The organism is Streptomyces sp. 63XJN7_1_ISO-PGPR-S23-121, assembly GCF_056173025.1.
In genome coordinates this window covers 1,861,125-1,875,582 of the sequence record NZ_CM149653.1, presented here as the reverse complement: position 1 = coordinate 1,875,582, position 14,458 = coordinate 1,861,125, and the positions used below count along the sequence as shown (strand labels likewise).

General features: G+C 72.4%; 15 protein-coding genes. 7 read left to right on the top strand and 8 right to left on the bottom strand.

Features of this window, described 5'->3' with window-relative positions:
* The first annotated feature begins 175 nt into the window (after nucleotides 1-175).
* Both AC0VYN_RS08580 and AC0VYN_RS08575 read left to right on the top strand, forming a co-directional pair.
* Entirely contained in the window at nucleotides 176-1,117 is a 942-nt protein-coding gene (locus AC0VYN_RS08580) for a helix-turn-helix domain-containing protein (protein ID WP_475536839.1), read from the top strand.
* Entirely contained in the window at nucleotides 1,114-1,329 is a 216-nt protein-coding gene (locus AC0VYN_RS08575) for a DUF397 domain-containing protein (protein WP_475535438.1), read from the top strand. Before AC0VYN_RS08580 ends, AC0VYN_RS08575 begins: the two co-directional genes overlap by 4 nt.
* A 61-nt stretch (nucleotides 1,330-1,390) precedes the next feature.
* Here the strand turns inward: AC0VYN_RS08575 and AC0VYN_RS08570 are convergent, their stop codons facing one another.
* Nucleotides 1,391-2,209, bottom strand: a complete 819-nt coding sequence (locus AC0VYN_RS08570) for a hypothetical protein (protein ID WP_475536838.1) — start codon at nucleotides 2,207-2,209, stop codon at nucleotides 1,391-1,393.
* 123 nt (nucleotides 2,210-2,332) lie between these two features.
* Between AC0VYN_RS08570 and AC0VYN_RS08565 the strand changes: the two genes are divergently transcribed.
* Nucleotides 2,333-2,899 carry a hypothetical protein gene (locus AC0VYN_RS08565; RefSeq protein ID WP_475535437.1) on the top strand — a complete coding sequence of 189 codons (567 nt, stop codon included), beginning with the start codon at nucleotides 2,333-2,335 and terminating at the stop codon, nucleotides 2,897-2,899.
* A 149-nt stretch (nucleotides 2,900-3,048) separates the two neighbouring features.
* The gene (locus AC0VYN_RS08560; RefSeq protein ID WP_475535436.1) at nucleotides 3,049-4,074 is read left to right on the top strand and encodes an EcsC family protein; all 1,026 of its coding nucleotides are present in this window, start codon (nucleotides 3,049-3,051) and stop codon (nucleotides 4,072-4,074) included.
* A gap of 43 nt (nucleotides 4,075-4,117) precedes the next feature.
* Here AC0VYN_RS08560 and AC0VYN_RS08555 read toward each other — a convergent pair whose 3' ends face one another.
* Nucleotides 4,118-4,351: a hypothetical protein gene (locus AC0VYN_RS08555; RefSeq protein ID WP_475535435.1), complete on the bottom strand. Its 234-nt coding sequence runs from the start codon at nucleotides 4,349-4,351 to the stop codon at nucleotides 4,118-4,120.
* 6 nt (nucleotides 4,352-4,357) lie between these two features.
* Between AC0VYN_RS08555 and AC0VYN_RS08550 the strand changes: the two genes are divergently transcribed.
* Complete coding sequence (locus tag AC0VYN_RS08550; protein ID WP_475535434.1) at nucleotides 4,358-4,681, top strand: hypothetical protein; 324 nt, start codon at nucleotides 4,358-4,360, stop codon at nucleotides 4,679-4,681.
* A gap of 240 nt (nucleotides 4,682-4,921) precedes the next feature.
* A complete protein-coding gene (locus AC0VYN_RS08545) occupies nucleotides 4,922-5,413 on the top strand; it encodes an LGFP repeat-containing protein (protein WP_475535433.1) in 492 nt (163 codons plus the stop codon).
* Nucleotides 5,414-5,776: 363 nt separating this feature from the next.
* Here the strand turns inward: AC0VYN_RS08545 and AC0VYN_RS08540 are convergent, their stop codons facing one another.
* Together AC0VYN_RS08540 and pdxR are read right to left on the bottom strand one after the other, a co-directional pair.
* Entirely contained in the window at nucleotides 5,777-6,685 is a 909-nt protein-coding gene (locus tag AC0VYN_RS08540) for an endonuclease/exonuclease/phosphatase family protein (protein ID WP_475535432.1), read from the bottom strand.
* A gap of 85 nt (nucleotides 6,686-6,770) precedes the next feature.
* Nucleotides 6,771-8,213 carry a MocR-like pyridoxine biosynthesis transcription factor PdxR gene (gene pdxR / locus AC0VYN_RS08535; RefSeq protein ID WP_475535431.1) on the bottom strand — a complete coding sequence of 481 codons (1,443 nt, stop codon included), beginning with the start codon at nucleotides 8,211-8,213 and terminating at the stop codon, nucleotides 6,771-6,773.
* 47 nt (nucleotides 8,214-8,260) lie between these two features.
* Between pdxR and AC0VYN_RS08530 the strand changes: the two genes are divergently transcribed.
* Nucleotides 8,261-8,770: a carboxymuconolactone decarboxylase family protein gene (locus AC0VYN_RS08530; protein ID WP_475535430.1), complete on the top strand. Its 510-nt coding sequence runs from the start codon at nucleotides 8,261-8,263 to the stop codon at nucleotides 8,768-8,770.
* Between the two features lie 181 nt (nucleotides 8,771-8,951).
* Here the strand turns inward: AC0VYN_RS08530 and AC0VYN_RS08525 are convergent, their stop codons facing one another.
* The 4 genes from AC0VYN_RS08525 to AC0VYN_RS08510 form a co-directional block, all read right to left on the bottom strand.
* Nucleotides 8,952-9,602: a thymidine kinase gene (locus AC0VYN_RS08525; protein WP_451691276.1), complete on the bottom strand. Its 651-nt coding sequence runs from the start codon at nucleotides 9,600-9,602 to the stop codon at nucleotides 8,952-8,954.
* A 56-nt stretch (nucleotides 9,603-9,658) separates the two neighbouring features.
* A complete protein-coding gene (locus tag AC0VYN_RS08520; RefSeq protein ID WP_475535429.1) occupies nucleotides 9,659-10,852 on the bottom strand; it encodes an alkaline phosphatase family protein in 1,194 nt (397 codons plus the stop codon).
* Nucleotides 10,852-11,439 (bottom strand): DUF5998 family protein, encoded by a 588-nt coding sequence (locus AC0VYN_RS08515; RefSeq protein ID WP_189231843.1) that lies wholly within the window; start codon nucleotides 11,437-11,439, stop codon nucleotides 10,852-10,854. The genes AC0VYN_RS08520 and AC0VYN_RS08515 overlap by 1 nt, the downstream gene beginning before the upstream one ends.
* An 87-nt stretch (nucleotides 11,440-11,526) precedes the next feature.
* Complete coding sequence (locus AC0VYN_RS08510) at nucleotides 11,527-14,448, bottom strand: bifunctional acetate--CoA ligase family protein/GNAT family N-acetyltransferase (protein WP_475535428.1); 2,922 nt, start codon at nucleotides 14,446-14,448, stop codon at nucleotides 11,527-11,529.
* Nucleotides 14,449-14,458: the final 10 nt, after the last annotated feature.

Genomic DNA, 14,458 nt, shown 5'->3' with positions numbered 1-14,458 from the left:
TGGGATTGATGGGTTTCGTCGTCACGCCTCTCACGGTCCCGTCGGTCGCGTAGCGTGACCAGTGGTGACGCAGCGACAGGGAGCGGCTGTACACGTGTTGTACGCGCGTGTCGGCGCTGCGCGCCGTGACGGCGTCCCTTGCGGGGGCGTTGAGCGAGAGAAGGCGGTGGTGGACATGGCGGAGCGCACGGGTGCGGAGGCCGGGGCCGAGGCGGTTACCGGGGAGTGCGGGAACGGCGACGGCGCGGGGGAGGCGGTCGTGAGTCTCGGGGACGGGTGGGAGAACGACGGCGGGGCCGGACGCCGGCCGGAGGACGAGGCCGGGCGGGGTGTCGTGGTCGCGTTCGGACAGACCATGAAGACGCTGCGGGTGCGGGAGGGGCTGGAGCGCGAGGAGTTCGGGCGACGGCTCGGGTACTCGGCGTCCACCATCGCGTCGTTCGAGCAGGGGCGAAGGATTCCGACGCCGAGGACGATCGAGCGGGCGGACGAGGTGCTGGGGGCGGGTGGGTTGCTGTGCCTGTGGAAGGAGCAGGTGGAGCGGGCTCAGTACCCGGGGTTCTTTCAGGGGATGGCGGTGCTGGAGAAGGAGTGCCTTGAGCTACTTGTGTACGACACTCATGTCGTCAACGGGCTGCTCCAGACCGAGGAGTACATGAGGGCGCTGCTCGCGATGCGGCGTCCGCCCCTGGACTCGGAAACGGTCGAGCAGCGGGTGACAGCTCGGCTGGCCCGACAAGACATCTTCGACCGCAAGTCGGCCCCGCTGCTGAGCTTCGTAGTGAACGAGGCGGTGCTGCGTCATCGGTACGGTGGCACGGACGTGCTGCGGGGACAGTTGGAGTTCATTCTCCTCGCCGGTCAGAAGCAGAACGTCGAGATCCAGGTCATGCCGACCGAGTGTGAGGAGAACGCAGGCGTGAACGGCCCGTTCACGGTTGTCACCAGGAAGGACGGCAAGAAGTTCGTCTATACGGAGACGCACACGACCAGCTCTCTTGAGACCAACCCGGAACAGACCGCTCTCGCGGCTGCACGCTATGGGATTATCCGATCACAGGCTCTCAGTCCGCGAGAGTCAACGAAGTTCATCGAAGGGTTGCTGGGAGCGCTATGAACAACGCTGAGTCCTCGACCATCGCCTCGGACCTCGCCTGGTTCAAGAGCAGCTACAGCGGAACCGAGGGCGGCCAGTGTGTAGAGGTCGCGACTGCTGCGGTAGTTGTGCACGTCCGTGACTCGAAGGCTGACGCCGGTCCCCTACTCACCGTCTCCCGTGAGGCATGGGCAGGCCTCATCGAGTTGACTTCGTCGGAACGGCCCGTCTGACGTTGAACCTCAGCTGATGCATCCGGGCGCACTTGGCCCGGATGCATCAGCTGGGGGCTCTCTACTTGGAGGCGGCGTCGTCCCCGTCGGACTGTTCGACGTAGTCCGTGGCGGAGGGCTCGCGCTCCAGAACGACCTCGACGTCCTCGACCCGCACCGTGGGCTTCGTCATGTCCAGCTCGGCGAGGTGGTTCTTCAGCTTCTTCGCCATGGGTCGGAAGGTCGCAAACGTGAGCCCACCGGAAACAACGGCTCCGACGACGGGGACTGCCTTGGAGAGGGTCCTTGCGAAGGTCTGCTTCGTGATCTCCTGGCCGAGGCGACGCGCGATCTTCTTCACGAGGGGGTAGATGATCCCCTTCGTGAGTGCCTTCTTGGGAAGGCTCTTGGCAACGTGCTTCGACATCTCCTCCGCGACCTTCCCGATCGCAGTGGTCGCCGTATGGGTGCCGAACATCACGCCGACGAAGAGTGTGAGCACTCCCTCGGTCGCGTCGTCCATGTCGTCGCCGGAGAACAGGTCGGGCCAACTGTAGAGGTAGGCGAGCTTCTGCGCGACGCGCAGCATGTGACCCATGTACTGAGCCAGGTCGGCGGGGACGGTGGCGGGAAGGAATACCAGGCCGGGCAGTCCGGCTGCCGCGGAGGCCGCGCTGACCTTGGCGGTCTCGTACTTGATGGAGTCGTTGGCCGCCTTCTCCAGGATGTCGAGGGGGATACCCGCCGCCGCCGGGGTCTCTTCGAGCGCTTGCTTGATCTGCTCTTCGGAGCAGTGGCGGGACAGCGCCTTCCGCAGGTACGTCTCTCTGTTGATACGCACGCCGGGAAGTTTCGCCGCAGTGACCAGCACCGTGGAGAAATGCGACCCCGGGTCTTCCATCTCTTTACCCGCCATGAAATAAACCTGACCTTCCGGGAGGACTACCTCCCCGTATGTTTCCAGAGTTCCGGTGAGTAGGTGAGAACAGCTCAGCCGTCGGTCTCTCCGTTGGTGGACCACTCGTTGGCGAAGTGCTCCATCTGGCCCCCGGCCACGGCCCCCGAAACGGACCAGGACACGGCCGAGGAGTCGGCCCCCGCGTCCACCGGGCCGCTCCCCGCCCTGCCCGACCACCCGCCGGCCGCGTCCGCCTCCCGCTGGTCGCGGCTGTCGCGCGGCGCCGTCCTCGCGATCGGCGCCGGCCTGGGGGCCGCCGTGGTGGGAGCATGCTGGGTGGGGGTGTCGCTGGCCGACGGTTCGGAAGAGACGTTCAGCACCGACGGGACGCTCACCGTCACCGGGATCGGCGTGGGTCTCGACTCCGGCGACCTGTGCACCGGAACGGACGGCTACTCCGACATCGACTTCGGTGCCCAGGTCAGTGTCACCGACGCCGCCGGGACCCTCGTCGCCAACGGCGGTCTGGGGCTCGGTCAGAAGACGGCCTCGGGCTGCGAGTTCCCGTTCACGGTCGACGACATCACGCCGGGCTCGAAGTTCTACACGGTGGAGGTCTCCCACCGCGGCGGCCTCACCCAGACCGAGGACGAACTGCGCTCGGGCGGCCTCGCGTTCACCCTCGGCAACTGAACGGCCAAACAGCCCAGGAACACTGCTCAGTTCCACCCCCGGCTCATCCCCACTTCTTTCGGAATGTGTCACTAAACGATGTACCTCACCCACGTGTCGGCTGATGGGGCACCGTGGCCCCGGCGATCACAGCGAAAGGGAGAACCTCCATGAGCACGTACACCGGTCCACTCGTCGACGGTGTGCCCCCGATGAGCGCGTACGAGAGTCACGTATGGGACACGGTCAACAGACACTGGCAGCGTCGCAACGACCGCCGTGGTCGGTCGACCTGGGCGGGCCCCGCGCTCGGCCGCACCGGTGAGCTCGCGGGAAACGCCGCGCGACGGGTCAAGGACGCCGTGCCGGAGGCAGTCGCGAAACCAGTCCGTCGAGCGGGCGACGCGGTCGTCGGCACAGCCGTGCGACCGGTGCTCGCAGGTGCGACAGCGCTGCTCGAGTTGGCCAACGACTTGACCCTGGAGCTCAACAACCCGAAGAACGTCGAGGAGCGCGCTCGCAAGCGAGGCTTCGACATCGACAGTTTCACGGAACTGCGGCAGCAAGATCTCAAAGTCTGCGACCGGCTGCTGACCCGCGACACCCTCACGTGGCGGGCCGTCGGGGCGGTGGAGGGCGGTACCACGGGCATGCTGGCCACGGTCCCCGTCGTCGGTCCCCTCACCGCGATGACAGCGGACATCCTCGTCGTCCAGGTCCTGAGCACGTCGATCGCAGCGCGCATCGCGTACTCCTACGGCTACGACGCCAAGGACCCCGGCGAGCGAGACTTCATCCAACGCCTGGTACAGCGGTCCTTCATGGCACAGGCGGCGAAGGCCAAGCCGTTGCGTGACACCGCGCGGGCGGCGAATGCGGTCAAGGGGCGGGTGAGGTGGTCGGAGAAGCTCCGCAACGACCACCGTCTCCTGGCCGCCCTGGAGAAGTTGATGCAGCAGCTGGGCCCGGCCGGCTCCAGGGTGCCGGTTGGAAACGTCGCCAAAGCCGTTCCGTTCGTAGGTGTCCTCATCGGAGCCAGCATGAACAGCGCGGTCCTCGGCAGCGTGGCCGCCGACGCCCGGCGGTACTGCCAGACCCGTTTCCTGTGTGACAAGTACGGGTTGTCACTGCCCGCCGCACTGGCGACCGACGGGTACGGCGGCGCCGAGAGCGATGCCATGTGCGAGGACCTCTGACTCCTTCACGCACGGTGGTGCGGGACGGCGCGGTCCGAGCGGGTCAGGCTTCGGTGACCGGCTTGTCCGGTGAGGCCTTGCCCCGCGTGATGCGGGCGTCGAGGCGGTACCGGGACTGGACCGCGAGGGCGGCGGTCATCAGAAGGGCGGGCAGGACCGTGAAGCCCAGGAGGATGGCCGTGTGGGCGCCGCCGGTCTGGACGGCCTCCTCGCCGGCCCGCGCGGCGGCGTAGCCGCCGCGTACGCGGACACCCCGAGGCTGGAGGTCGGCACGCACGTCGGGGTGACGACCGTGTATCCGAGCATGGTGCGCAGCCCGATCCACGACAGCACGCGCCAGGCCGGTCTCTCGCTGGACGGGGTGTCCCGGCCCGAGCCGCTGGAAGGGGTGGTGTCCGCCGTGGTCTCCGCGGTCACGGCCCGGCAGGCACCGCGCGACGTGGCGACGACCCGCCGGGGCCGCGCGGAGATGGCGCCGGCCCGGCACGTGCCGGCGCTGACCGACCGCGTCGTGCGGCGCGCCGTCGCGTCCCGGCTGGCGGCGGGCGCGTTCGCCAAGGCCCCGCTCGCGGAGGGACTGCGGCGCAGGCACGGCCGGGCGGACTGAACCCGGCCGGGGCGGTCCGGCCTCGTCGAGGGAGCGCTCCGGCATGGCGGGCGAGACGGGCCGGCGGCCGAAGTCGTCCGCCGTGACGGCTCCTGTGTCCCGGCTCGGAGATCGGCCGCACAGTGGGCCCCGGGTGGCTGGTCGAGTCCCGTTTCCCTTGCCTGGGTGCGTCGTTGACCTGATCAGGTGCCGTCTTCCACGAGGTACGGCACCTGTTTGGATCACCACGAGGGAGGGCGTATGACGCGTATTCGGGTAGTCGGCCGGACCAGGAAGCCGGGAAAGGCGGCTTCGGCCGTGGGCCTGCTCGCCATGCTGGCCGGCACGCTCGTCGTGTCGGCCTCGTCGGCCGCGCAGGCCGACGACAACTACTGCGGTTTCAAGGTGGTGGGCGACATCGAGAAGCGGTACATCGCGATGGACGGCCCCAGAGGATCGCTCGGCTGTCCGCTCACGGAGGAGTTGGTCAACCCCGACGGGATCGGCCGCCGAACGCAGTTCCAGAACGGGACCATCTACTGGTCCCCTCGCAGCGGGGCATGGCCCGTATGGGGAGCCATCGGTGACTACTGGTGCGGTCAGGGATGTGAGGCGGGGTGGATGGGCTACCCGACGTCCTACGAGTACACCGCCGGTGACGAGACACGGCAGAACTTCCAGTGTGCCGTGGTCCATTGGCAGGCCCTACCGGGCCGCGCCGCCAAGACCTGGAGCAAGAACACGTGCGTGTGACGTCCTGAAGCCGGGCGTCCCCGCTGTGCGGCTTCTCGTCCACGGCCAGCCCTGCCGGTCGACGAGCTCGCCCGCGCTCGCGGGGAAGAGCCGACGGTGGCCGGATCGGCCCCTCCCGGGGCTCCAAGGAGGCCGTCACCCCGGCGAAACTCTTGTCGGACGGCCGCTTCTCCGGCAGGAGCCCGGTCCGGTGGCCGCACCGCCTGGCGCCGGCCCGGACTCGGGGCGACACCGATCCGGCCGGCTCCGGGCGCCCGTGGTGCGGGCCGTGCGACGAGGGACGTGGCCGTGCGGGGGGCTAACCCGTTCGGTAGGGCGGCCGGGCCGTGACCCGTCGCCACGTCGGCGTGTCCGGCGGGTGGTTCAGCGGCCGCGCCGGTGCAGCCTCAGGTCGGTGACCACGGGACGGTGGTCCGAGGCGTCGGTGGCCACCTCCCGGGCGCCCACCACGGTGACGTCGGGCGAGACGGTGACCAGGTCGATGCGCTTGACCGGGTCGACGGCCGGGTAGGTCGCCCCGCCGCCGGGGGCCGCGTCCCGCAACTTCTCCCACAGCGGCGCCAGTTCCGGGGCCGTGGGCTCGGCGTTGAAGTCGCCGACGAGGATCTTCGGTCCGCGGTCGGCGGCCAGCACCTTCAGCATGTCCGACACCTGGGCCGCCCGGACCGTGGGGTCGGCCCGGTAGTCGAGGTGCGTGACGTAGACGTGCGCGTGCGAGCCCTTCACGTCGACCGTCACCTCGGCGAAGCCGGGCCCCGGGGCCGGCACCGGTTTGGAGGTCTGGGTGGAGAGCCGGGTGATCTCGTGGTTCTCCGCCGCGAGGATCGGATGACGGCTCAGGACGGCGACGCCGTACTGCCGGCGTTCGCCTTCGGGGCCGGCCGGGTCCAGGTCGTAGATCGGCGCGAAGTACACCCGCATGCCCAGCTTCCCGGCCAGGGCGCGGGCCTCGTCGACGAAGTCGCTGCGCGCTCCCCAGTGCACGTCGACCTCCTGGAGGCCGATCACGTCGGCCCGCAGCGCGCGTACGGCCTCGGCGGTGCGGTCCAGGTCGAAGACCTGGTCGGTGCCGGCTCCGGCGTGGATGTTGTAGGTGGCCACCCGCAACGGCACCGCCGGGGCCCGGGACCCGGGGGCGCCCCCGTCCAGGGCGGACGCCGGTGCCGCCACGGCCAGCAGGGCGGTGGCGAGGACGGCGGTGCGGACCCGGTGGGCGCGGAGTGCACGGAGGGCGCGGGGGGCGCGGGCGGGACGTCGGGAGCGGGACTTCATGCCTTCTCCGATCACGTGGAAGCGGGACGGGAACAGTGACGCCCACCGCCTGACGACTCGTCAACCCCACCCACCGCAGGGCGGTTCAGGCGTCGGACGGCGGCAGGGCCCGGAGCAGCGCTTCGAGCGCCGCCCGGTAGGCGTGTTCCGCCGGCGTGGCGTAGCCGACGACCAGACCGTCACCGGCCGGCACGGCGGCCCTCGGATGGCGGAACCCGGCGAGGCCGTCCAGCGCGACCCCCTGCCAGGAGGCGGCCTTGACCGCGGACGCCTCCGTGCCGGGCGGCAGCCGGAGCACTGCGTGCAGGCCCGCCGCGATGCCGGTGACCGTGATGTGCGGGGCCCGTTCGGCGAGGGCGGTGACGAGCAGGTCGCGGCGACGCCGGTAACGCTGCCGCATGCGGCGGATGTGACGGTCGTACTGTCCGGAGTCGATGAGGTCGGCGAGCGTCAGCTGGTCGAGGACGCTCGCCCACGCCTCCCGCTCGCCCTTGGCGGCGAGCACGCCGTCGACGAGGTGCTCGGGCAGGACCATCCAGCCGATCCGCACGGCCGGGGACAGGCTCTTGCTGACCGAGCCGAGGTGGACGACCCGTTCGGGATCCAGGCCCTGCAGGGCGCCGACGGGCTCGCGGTCGTAGCGGAACTCCCCGTCGTAGTCGTCCTCGAGGACCAGGCCGCCGCTGGTGCGGGCCCAGTCGACGACCGCCGCACGCCGGGCCGGGTGCAGCGGGCCGCCCGTCGGGAACTGGTGCGCGGGGGTGAGCAGCACGCCGCGCAGCCGTGGCCGCGCGGCCAGTTCGCCGACCCGGGCCCCTCCGCCGTCCAGGGCCAGCGGCACCGTGCGCACGCCCGAACCCTCCAGGATCTCGCGGTGGAAGCCGAGTCCGTACGACTCCACGGCGAAGGGACCCCGCAGCACCCCGCCGCCCGCGCCGCGCGAGCCCGCGAACAGCAGCCGCAGCGCGTGGGCGAAGCCGGAGCACACCACGATCCGCTCCGGGTCGGCGCGCACCCCTCGGGCCCGCGCCAGATAGCCGGCGAGCGCGCGGCGCAGCTCGACGCGGCCGCGCGGATCGCCGGGCCCGAAGGCCTCGTCGGGTGCGGCGCCCAGCGCCCGCCGGGCAGCGGCGAGCCACGCCGTGCGGGGGAAGGAGGCGGCCTCCGGGGTGCCCTGGCGCAGGTCGTGCGCGGGGGCGGCGGGCCGTCCTGGGGCGGGCTTCGGTGTCCGGGGGCGCGCGGGCGGCGCGGCGCGGTCCGCCACCCGGGTCCCGGAGCCCTGCCGTGCGGTCAGCCAGCCCTCGGCGACCAGTTCGGCGTAGGCGTCGGCGACGGTGTTGCGGGCCAGGCCCAGGTCCGCGGCGAGCGAGCGGTAGGGCGGCAGCCGGGTGCCCGGCGCCAGCCGTCCCTCACGCACCGCGTCCCGCAGGGCGCGGATGAGCACGGCACGGCGACCGCCCGGACCGGACAGGTCCAGGTGCAGGTCGCTGCCGATGCGCTCCGCCGAATTGACCCATGATTCCGCCATGGGAATGCACCTTAATCGAGGTCTTTCCCGACCGTAGGTTCGTGGTCATGACGAACAGCACGCCCCTCCGGGCCGCCGCCCCCACGACCACTCGGGGCCCCGTCCCGCGCCTGGACTTCGCCAAGGCCGCCCCCCGGGCGTTCAGGGCCCTCATCGGCTTCGACGCCGCCGCCCGGGAGGGCATCGACCCGGCCCTGGTCGAGCTGATCCAGATCCGTGCCTCGCTCCTCAACGGCTGTGCCTACTGCCTCCACATGCACACCTCCGACGCCCGCAAGGCCGGCGAGGACGAGGCCCGGCTGCACATGATCGGCGTGTGGCGCGAGGCCCGGAACTTCTTCACGGAGAGGGAGCAGGCCGCCCTCGCCCTGACCGAGGCCGTCACGCTCGTCTCCCAGGGGGGCGTCCCCGACGACGTGTACGCGCGGGCCGCCCGTCACTTCGACGAGACGGAGCTGGCCCGCGTCCTCGCCCTGATCTTCACCATCAACACCTGGAACCGCATCGCCCTGAGCACCGGCAAGATCGCGGGCGAGGACGAGCGGGCGGCCCGCTGATGGCCACGCCGGAGACGGCGGCCGGCGCGCGTCCGGCCGCCGCGACCCGCGAGCGAGGCGCGGGGACGGGCACTGCGACCCTCACCCTGAAGTCCGGCGCCCCCACGGCGGGCGTCGTCCCGACGGCGTCGGTGGCTCCCCGCTTCCCCCGCGGGCCCGCCCGCCGACCCGCCGGGGCCGTTCAGGCGGAGCCCACCGGCAGCACGTCCGGCGACAGCGCCCCTGCCCGGGCCGTCGCGCTGGTCATCCGCTTGCGGTGGTGGCGCCGGCACAGCACCTCGTAGCCGATCTCGTCGGGCTGGTGGGCGACATCGCCCACCATGACCTGCTCGCCCTCGACCACCATCACGCCGCCGACCGTGCGCGCGTTGTGCGTGGCCCGGGCGCCGCACCAGCACAGCGCCTCGACCTGCAGCGTCTCGACCCGGTCGGCGAGTTCGATCAGCCGCTGGGAGCCGGGGAAGAGCCGGGTGCGGAAGTCGGTGGTGATGCCGAAGGCGTAGACGTCCATTTCCAGGTCGTCCACGACGCGGGCCAGCTGGTCGGCCTGCTCGGGAGCCAGGAACTGCGCCTCGTCCGCGATGACGTAGTCGATCCGGCCGCCCCGCTGGAGCCGGTCCACCACGTGGCCGTACAGGTCGAACCCGGGGCCCGCCTCCACCGCGTCGGTCACCAGCCCCAGGCGCGACGACAGCTTGCCCTCACCGGCCCGGTCGTCACGGGTGAAGATCAGCCCTTCCAGCCCGCGGGCGGAACGATTGTGCGCGATCTGCAGCGCCAACGTGGACTTCCCGCAGTCCATCGTTCCGGAGAAGAACACCAGCTCGGGCATGGGAGGTCGAGCACCTTTCGGCGAGGGGGGAGGGGTCCGGACGTGCGGGCGGGGAGTCAGGAGCGTACTTCGAGCAGGGGGACGAGCTGCTCGGCGGGAGTCATCGAGCCGTGGTTGCCGACCATCGCCGACTCCCTGGGCTCCCGCTCGGAGGCGATGAGCAGGACGTCGTCGCGCGCGGCGGCCACCACGTCGCCGATGCGGCCGTACACCCGGTCGTCGACGCGCGGGCCGAACCAGCCGGCCTCGACGGCCTCGTCGCGCGAGGCCACCCAGAACTGCTCCCCGAGCACCTCGCGCCAGCAGGTCAGCACGTCGTTGTGGGCGCCGGGGACGGCGTACACGTGCCGGGCGCGGCCCTCGCCGCCGAGGAGGGCGACGCCCGCCTTCAGCTCCCAGTCCTCGTCGAAGTCGATGCGGTGGTCCTCGTCGAAGGGGACGTCGATCATGCCGTGGTCGGCGGTGACGTAGAGGGCGCTGCGCGGCGGCAGCTGCTCGGCCAGGCGCTGGGCCAGCCGGTCCACGTGCATCAGCTGGCCGCGCCAGGTGTCGGAGTCCACGCCGTAGCGGTGGCCGGCGCCGTCGACCTCGGCGTAGTAGGTGTAGACGAGGGCGCGGTCGGCCCCGGCCAGCTGCTCGGCCGCGAGGTCCATGCGGTCCTCGCCGGAGAGCCGGCCGTGGAAGGCGCCGCCGCTGAGGGCGATCTTGGTCAGCGGGGTGTTGGCGAAGGTCGGGGAGGAGACCTGGGCGGCGTGCACGCCCGCCTGCTGGGCGAGGCCGAAGACGGTCGGGTACGGCTGCCAGGCGGCCGGCGGGGTCCAGGGCTGCCAGCGCAGCTGGTTCATCAGCGCGCCGGTGTCCGGATTGAGCACGGTGTACCCGGGCAGGCCGTGGGCGCCGGGCGGCAAGCCGGTGCCGACGGAGGCGAGGGAGGTGGCGGTGGTCGCCGGATAGCCGGCGGTGATCGGGCGGCCGGTGCCACCGCGCGAGCTGCCGAGCAGGGAGCTCAGGAAGGGGGCCTCGTCCGGGTGGGCGCGCAGCTGCTCCCAGCCGAGGCCGTCGATCAGGAACACACAGTTCCGGTCGGCGGGGGTCAGCTCCGTGATCCCCGCGGTCATGCCGGGGACGCCGAGGCCGGCGGCCAGCGTGGGCAGCAGGTCGGCGAGGGAACCGCTCCCGTACTCGGGCACGGGGGCGGAGTCGAGGGGCAGCGGTTCCGGGTGGGTGTCCCAGGTGGCGTGCTGCGCCATCAGCGGGGGGAGTCCGCGGTCGCCTCGGAGAGGGCCTGGGCGAAGGCGAGCGCCTGGCGCACCGTCTCCGGGCCGTCCCCGGCCTCGCTGACGCGCAGGCTCAGGTCGTCGGCCGTCGAGCTGCCGGTGTAGCCGTGGTCGGCCTCGCAGTTCGGGTCGCCGCAGGCGGCCGGCTCCAGGTCGAGCCGGGAGACGGCGCCCCAGCCGATGGTCAGCACGATCTCGCGGGGCAGGGTGCCCGGCTTGTACTGCTCGGGGTTGGCGACCACGCGGCTGACGACGATGGACGAGATCCGGCCGAGCTTGACCGACTCCGTGGACGTCGTGGCGTAGGGCGTCGGGGAGGTGTCGTCGGCGGCCTGCTCGTCGGTGTGGCTGACGATGAAGCGGTTGCCCGTGAGCACCAGCACGGTCACGTGCCGGCGCACCTCGTTCTGGTCGAACGTGGTCTCCTGGTGGACCAGGTACGACCGGATGGGCTCGCCGCCCACGGCGGCCTCCACCGCCTCGGCCACGAGGGCCGGGTAGTAGCCGCTGCGCTCGATCGCCGCTCGCAGCCCCTGGGTCGTCGTACTGGTCTTGGCCATGCCGTCCATCCTACGGGGGCCCACTGACTGCCCGGGACGCCCGTGCGACGGCCGCCGGGTCCCCGCCCCGGGTGGGGCCGCGCGCGGTCAGTACGTGGGCAGCGTCCGCGGGCCGAGGTCGTCCCGGGCGGGCGGGGGCGCGAGGCGGACGGAGGCGCCGAGGACGCTCAGTCCGTCCGGGGCGACGACGACCGGTTCGAGTGTGACCGCGACGACCTCCGGGTGGTCGTGGACCAGCCGGGACACCCGCAGCAGCAGCTCCTCCAGGGCGGAGGCGTCGACCGGGGCCGAGCCGCGCCAGCCGAAGAGGAGGGGCGCGGTACGGACCGAGCGGATCAGGGAGGCGGCCTCCCGGTCCGTCACCGGGATCAGCCGGTGCGCCATGTCGCCGAGGAGCTGGGTTGCCGCCCCCGCGAGGCCGAAGGAGAGCACCGCTCCGGCGGCCGGGTCGATGACCGCCCGCACGACCGTGTCGACGCCGCGCGGCGCCATGCCCTGCACCACCGGCCGCAGTTCCTCGGGCTTGCCGAAGAGCTCGGTCAACTCGGCGTACGCCCTGCGCAGTTGCTCCTCGTCCGCGAGGTCGAGGCGTACGCCGCCCAGGTCGGCACGGTGGCGCAGGTGCGGGGCGGTGGCCTTGAGGGCGACGGGGTGGCCGAGGGTCCCGGCGGCGGCGACGGCGTCGTCGGGGGTGGGGGCGGGCAGGGCGCGGTGCACGTGGACGCCGTACCGGCCGAGCAGCTCGCAGGTCTCCTCGGCACCGAGGGTGAGTCCCTGTCCGCGCGCGAGGTGTCCGCCGATCAGCCCGGCGGCGCCCTTCTCGTCGATGTCGTCGTACTCCGGGACCCTGCCGGGCTCGGCGGCGTCGCGGCGCCACTGCGCGTAGGCCACGGCCTGGGCGAGGGCGCGGACGGCGCGCTCGGCGGCCGGGTAGGCGGGGATGAGGCGGGCTCCCTCGGGGGCCGCCGGGGCGCCGGCGGACGGCTCCGGCGCGAGGGTGCCGCCCGGGGTGCGCGGGGCGGTCGGTGCTTCCGATGCGTTCGGGGTGTCCGGGGCTTCCGGGGCTTCGGGGGCATCCGGGGTGCCTGGTGCCTCCGGGGCGGCCACTGCTGCCGAGGTGCCCGGGGCGGCCTGCGGTGCGGTGCTCGCCGCGGCGGACAGGGCCTGGGCGAGGCCACCCAGCTCCACGTGGACCACGAGGACGGGCTTGTCGGGCACCGCGGCCGCCGCCGAGCGCAGCGCCTCGGCCAGCGCCGCGTCCCCGGCCGCCCCCTCCCCCACCGTCGGGATGGCGGTCACCACCACCGCGTCGCAGGTGTCGTCGGCCAGCGCCCGGGACAGGGCCGCGTGGAAGTCCTGCGGGGAGGCCGCCGTGGTCAGGTCCAGCGGAGGCTGCGGCCGCAGGCTCTCCGACAGGCACGCGTCGTAGGTGAGCAGCCCCAGTGACTCGGAGTTCCCGAGGATCGCCACCCGTGGTCCGGCGGGCAGCGGCTGGCGGGCGAGCAGCAGGCCCGCGTCGACGAGGTCGGTGATCGTGTCGACGCGGATCACCCCGGCCTGCCGCAGCAGCGCGGAGACCGTCGCGTGCGGCAGCCGCGTCGCCCGTACCGCGTGGCCCTGCGGCGCGACGCCTCCGTGCCGGGCGCCCTGCACCACGACCAGCGGCTTGGCCGCCGCCGTGCGCCGGGCCAGGCGGGTGAACTTGCGGGGGTTGCCGATGGACTCCAGGTACATCAGCGCGACGTCGGTCTCCGGGTCGTCGTACCAGTACTGGAGGACGTCGTTGCCGGACACGTCGGCCCGGTTGCCGGAGGAGATGAAGCTGGACACGCCGGTGACGCCGGTCACCCCGCCGCCGCGCCGGTGCAGCCGGGAGAGCAGGGCGATGCCGATGGCGCCGGACTGGGCGAACAGACCGATCCGGCCGGGGCGCGGCATCTCCGGGGCGAGGGAGGCGTTGAGCCGCACCCCGGGAGCGGTGTTGATGACGCCGAAGGCGTTGGGTCCGATGATCCGCATGCCGTACGAGCGCGCCTGGCGCACGAGGGCGCGCTGGCGTTCGCGTCCCTCGGGGCCGCTGTCGGCGTACCCGGCGGAGATCACGACGAGGCCCTGCACACCGTGTTCGCCGCACTCGGTGACCACCTCGGGGACGCGCTCGGCGGGCACGGCGACGACCGCGAGGTCGACGGGCCCGTCGACGTCGCGCACCGAGCGTCGGGCGGGCACCCCGTCGAGCTCCTTCACCTCTTCGGGGAGGGCCGCGTTCACCGCGTGCAGCCTGCCGGTGTAGCCCGCGTCCCGGATGTTGCCGAGGATGCTGCGGCCGACGCCACCGGGGGTGCGGCCGGCTCCGATGACGGCTACGGAGCCGGGCTGGAGCAGGCGCTGCACCGACCGGGCCTCCGCGCGGTGTTCGCGCGCGTACTGCACGGCCAGGGAGCGGTCGGTGGGCTCGAGACCGAACTCGAGGCGGACCACACCCTCCTCGAAGCTCCGCTTCTGGGTGTACCCGGCGTCCATGAACACCTTGATCATCTTGGTGTTCGCGGGCAGCACCTCGGCGGCGAAGCGGCGGATGCCGCGCTCCCGGGCGACGGCGGCGATGTGCTCGAGGAGCGCGGAGGCGACACCCCGGCCCTGGTGGGCGTCCTGGACGAGGAAGGCGACCTCGGCCTCGTCGGCGGGGGACGACGCGGGCGCACCGCCGGCGCCGATCCGGTCGTAGCGTACGGTGGCGATGAACTCGCCGCCGATGGTGGCCGCGAGTCCCACCCGGTCCACAAAGTCGTGGTGCGTGAAGCGGTGGACGTCCTTGGCGGACAGGCGAGGGTACGGCGCGAAGAAGCGGTAGTACTTCGACTCGTCGGAGACCTGCTCGTAGAAGCTGACCAGGCGCTCGGCGTCATCAACGGTGATGGGGCGGACGCGCGCGGTGCCGCCGTCGCGCAGCACCACGTCGGCCTCCCAGTGGGCGGGGTACTCGTGCCGGTCCGACGAGGTCTGCATGGGCCCCAGA

Bases quoted from the DNA above. Each gene is read 5' to 3' on its own strand.
- AC0VYN_RS08580 (WP_475536839.1), top strand. From the start codon at position 176: ATGGCGGAGCGCACGGGTGCGGAGGCCGGGGCCGAGGCGGTTACCGGG.
- AC0VYN_RS08575 (WP_475535438.1), top strand. From the start codon at position 1,114: ATGAACAACGCTGAGTCCTCGACCATCGCCTCGGACCTCGCCTGGTTC.
- AC0VYN_RS08570 (WP_475536838.1), bottom strand. From the start codon at position 2,209: ATGGAAGACCCGGGGTCGCATTTCTCCACGGTGCTGGTCACTGCGGCG.
- AC0VYN_RS08560 (WP_475535436.1), top strand. From the start codon at position 3,049: ATGAGCACGTACACCGGTCCACTCGTCGACGGTGTGCCCCCGATGAGC.
- AC0VYN_RS08545 (WP_475535433.1), top strand. From the start codon at position 4,922: ATGACGCGTATTCGGGTAGTCGGCCGGACCAGGAAGCCGGGAAAGGCG.
- AC0VYN_RS08540 (WP_475535432.1), bottom strand. From the start codon at position 6,685: ATGAAGTCCCGCTCCCGACGTCCCGCCCGCGCCCCCCGCGCCCTCCGT.
- pdxR (WP_475535431.1), bottom strand. From the start codon at position 8,213: ATGGCGGAATCATGGGTCAATTCGGCGGAGCGCATCGGCAGCGACCTG.
- AC0VYN_RS08530 (WP_475535430.1), top strand. From the start codon at position 8,261: ATGACGAACAGCACGCCCCTCCGGGCCGCCGCCCCCACGACCACTCGG.
- AC0VYN_RS08525 (WP_451691276.1), bottom strand. From the start codon at position 9,602: ATGCCCGAGCTGGTGTTCTTCTCCGGAACGATGGACTGCGGGAAGTCC.
- AC0VYN_RS08520 (WP_475535429.1), bottom strand. From the start codon at position 10,852: ATGGCGCAGCACGCCACCTGGGACACCCACCCGGAACCGCTGCCCCTC.
- AC0VYN_RS08515 (WP_189231843.1), bottom strand. From the start codon at position 11,439: ATGGCCAAGACCAGTACGACGACCCAGGGGCTGCGAGCGGCGATCGAG.
- AC0VYN_RS08510 (WP_475535428.1), bottom strand. From the start codon at position 14,448: ATGCAGACCTCGTCGGACCGGCACGAGTACCCCGCCCACTGGGAGGCC.